The sequence below is a fragment of the Streptomyces sp. MnatMP-M17 genome, from assembly GCF_900091995.1.
GTDB lineage: Bacteria > Actinomycetota > Actinomycetes > Streptomycetales > Streptomycetaceae > Streptomyces.
The window spans coordinates 1-3,152 of record NZ_FMDK01000780.1; the positions used below are offsets into that span (position 1 = coordinate 1).

The 3,152-nt window shown below is 68.6% G+C and carries 4 protein-coding genes; all 4 read right to left on the reverse strand.

Annotated features, from left to right (window positions below; genetic code table 11):
* Positions 1 to 196: 196 nt before the first annotated feature.
* Positions 197 to 412, reverse strand: coding sequence for an EF-hand domain-containing protein (locus GA0115259_RS30395; RefSeq protein ID WP_093602953.1), 216 nt, complete (start codon positions 410 to 412; stop codon positions 197 to 199).
* Positions 413 to 508: 96 nt separating this feature from the next.
* The gene (locus GA0115259_RS30400; RefSeq protein WP_093602955.1) at positions 509 to 1,180 is read right to left on the reverse strand and encodes an ADP-ribosyltransferase; all 672 of its coding nucleotides are present in this window, start codon (positions 1,178 to 1,180) and stop codon (positions 509 to 511) included.
* A 155-nt stretch (positions 1,181 to 1,335) separates the two neighbouring features.
* On the reverse strand, positions 1,336 to 2,517 hold the full coding sequence (locus GA0115259_RS30405) for a YncE family protein (protein WP_093602957.1): 1,182 nt from the start codon (positions 2,515 to 2,517) through the stop codon (positions 1,336 to 1,338).
* Positions 2,517 to 3,152 (reverse strand): polysaccharide deacetylase family protein (locus GA0115259_RS30410; protein WP_093602959.1); only part of this gene is annotated, 636 nt, incomplete at its 5' end. The genes GA0115259_RS30405 and GA0115259_RS30410, both read right to left, overlap by 1 nt.

The window sequence follows — 3,152 nt, forward strand, 5'->3', positions numbered from 1 at the left end:
CCCCGGCGAGCAGGCCCGCGGTGATGGCGGTTCTGCGCCCCGGGGAGCCGCTGGTGTCATCGGCGGACGGGCCCGGAAGTATCACCGTTTGATCATCGCTTCCGGGCGAGCCGTGCGGCAACGCGACCGGAGCGAATGCGCGACCTCCCGGACCGGACCGGCACGGTCCGGGGCCCGCCTGCTCGCCCGCTCCTGGTCAGCCGTTGTCGCGGGAGGCCACGAACTCCTCGAAGGTGAGCAGTCCGTCGCCGTTGGCGTCATGGGCGTTGATGACGGCCTGCGCCACGGGCTCGGTCACATGGAAGTCACCGAGCTGCGCCATCGCGCTCTTGTACTCGCTCGCCGTGATCAGCCCGTCGCCGTCCGCGTCGAACCGGTCGAACGCCTTGCGCGCGTCATCGATGTCTGCCACTGTCCCGCCCCTTCGTGGTGCCGTACTGACGGGATCAGATTATCGGCTCGCATGCGCCCATACGGAGGCAGCCCGCGCGCGGCACCTATCGCCTCGCTAGCCACGCCAGGGCTTGTAGTGCGGATTGTCCAGGCACTCCGTCATGATCTCGGTCTTCTTCTGCTTGTCGACCGGGCAGACACCGACGATCAGCTCACGCGAGATTCCGCCGGGGAAGGCGACCTCTTCCTGGTCGGCCCATTTATGGGTGGCACCGATCGTCTTGTTGACGTCGATACCGCCGGGCGCGTCGATGTAGTAGTTGTAGCCGCTCTTGTACCACTGCTTGTACAGATCGTGGTCGTAGGTGGTGGAGACATACGGCGAGGGCTGGTTGACCAGGACGTACTTCTCCACGTCGTACTGGCCGTCCAGCGTCGCCTTGGGATGGAAGCCCTGCTCGAAGACGATCTCCGGCGGACGGCTGTCGGCGCGGTAGAGCTGCTTGCAGTTGGTGCGCCAGGACGGCGTCGGAGTGATGCGGTCCACATCGACCCTGCGGTCCGCGGCGGCGGACAGCGGATCCTTGACGGCAGGACAGCGTTCGGCGGCGGCGACGGCAGCCGAGGTGAGTGTCGGTCCGGTCAGCGTGGGCGCGCCGGTGGCGGGCGCGGAGACGGCCGGTGCGGAGACGGTGGGCGCGGCCTCGGTGGTGGTGACCGGGACGAGTACGGCGACGACGGACAGGGCCACGGCTGCGGCCCGCTGCCGCGAGCGAGAGGTGATCATGAGGAGCACCCTTCACGCTCTACGGCGGCGGGCCGTGGACCATCACCCGAATGGGGGCGTGTCGGCGTCGAACGGCTGGGAACGGAGCCCGAGTTGACACCGGCTCATAGGCCGGTTCGGGGCCCGGTTCGCGGCCCCGCGCCGGCCTCCGGCCCTCAGCGGAAGACGCCCGTATGCCCAAGCGAGTAGCGTCCCGGCTGCGGATAGACCGCCAGTCCGTGCGGGCCACCGTCCACCGGGATCCGTGCGAGCTGTTTGCCGCTGACCGTGTCGATCGCGTACACCTCGGAGTCGTAACGCCCCGACAGCCACAGGACCTTGCCGTCCGCCGAGACACCGCCCATGTCGGGACTGCCGCCGTCCGGCAGGTGCCACTTCTTGGTCAGCCGGTTCCGGGTGAAGTCGAAGATCGAGACGGTGCCCTCGCCACGGTTGGACACATACATCACCTTGGAATCACGGCTGACATAGAGACCGTGTGTGCCCTTGCCCGTGGCCATCAGCTTCGGGACGGTGAACTTCTCGCCGTCCAGCACCCACATGCCGTGCGCCATCATGTCGGCGATGTAGAACGTCTTGCCGTCCGGTGAGATCTTCACATCCTGCGGCATCGCGCCCTGGAACGGCAGCTTCTGCTGGGCCGTGACCTTCATCAGCTCTGTGTCGACCTTCAGCAGTTCACCGGAGAACTCGCAGGAGACGATGAAGTAGCGGCCGTCCGCCGAGAAGTCGGCGTGGTTGACACCCGCGCAGGTGACCGGCTCGGTCTTCTTCACCTTCATGGTGTGCGGATCGCGGAAGACGAGCTGACGGTCGAGCGAGGCCATGACGACCGCGTACTTGCCGTTGGGCGTGAAGTAGAGGTTGTACGGATCGTGTACGTCGACGGGCTCACCCGCCTTGCCCGTGGCCGGATCGATCGGTGTGAGCGTATGGCCGCGGTTGTTGTTGACCCAGAGCGTCTTCAGGTCCCAGGAGGGCACGACGTGCTGAGGCTGTCTGCCGACCTCGATGGTCTCGATGACCTTGTAGGTCGCCGGATCGATGACCGAGACCGTGTCGGAGTTGGTGTTGGGCACATAGACGCGGGACGGGAAGCCCTTCACGACCGGGGAGAGCATCCCGGGCCGGTCGGCGGCGTAGATGTCCTTCGGGTTCTCCACCGGCGGCATGCCGGGCAGTCCCGCGGGCGCGCTCGACCGGGCCACGGCCGGCTGTGCGGAGGCCTTGGTGGCGTTCGGCCGGTCCCGTCGGCCGTCGGGATCGGCGCAGCTCGCGAGGAGGGCCAGGGCCGCGGCTCCGAGCAGGGCGGTGGTCCGTTTGATGGGAGGAAGCATCAGGTCAGCAGCTCCGTGGTCGTCACCGCGCGCAGGCCGCGGCGTTCCAGTGCGTCGAGGAGGGCGGGCAGTGCGGCGACCGTGTCCGCGTAGCCGAAGTGCAGGCTCACCACGGAGCCGTTGCGGATCTGCCCGGTGACGGTGCGGACGACGGCCGATGCGCCGGGCGAGGTGAAGTCGAGGGAGTCGACGTCGTAAGAGAGGACATGCGGATAACCGGCGCGCCGGGCGAGCCGCTCGATCAGCGCGGTGGCGTGCTGGGTGCGGGAGGGCCGGAACCAGGTGCCGATGGAGCCGGTGAGCCGGCGCAGCCGCTCGGCACAGCCGGTGATCTCCGCGTACGCCTCCTTCTCGTCCATCGAGGAGATGTCGGTGTGGTGCAGCGTGTGATTGCCGAGATCGTGGCCGCCGTCGAGAACACGGCGGGCGAGGCGTGGATGCTCGTCGAGCCAGCCGCCCACGGCGAGGACGGTGATCCGGGCCCCGGCGCGTTCCGCCTCGGTCAGTACGGCGGTGGCGGTGGCGGGATCGCCCTGGCCGTGGAAGGTGAGCGCGACCCGGGCGCGGTCGCGTGGGCCGTGCGCGATCTCGGCGGGCTGCCCGGGAAACCGCCTGGGCGGTGGCGCGGCGCGACC

Excerpts from the sequence above, each read along its gene's own strand:
- GA0115259_RS30405 (WP_093602957.1), bottom strand. The coding sequence starts at position 2,517 with ATGCTTCCTCCCATCAAACGGACCACCGCCCTGCTCGGAGCCGCGGCC.
- GA0115259_RS30400 (WP_093602955.1), bottom strand. The coding sequence starts at position 1,180 with ATGATCACCTCTCGCTCGCGGCAGCGGGCCGCAGCCGTGGCCCTGTCC.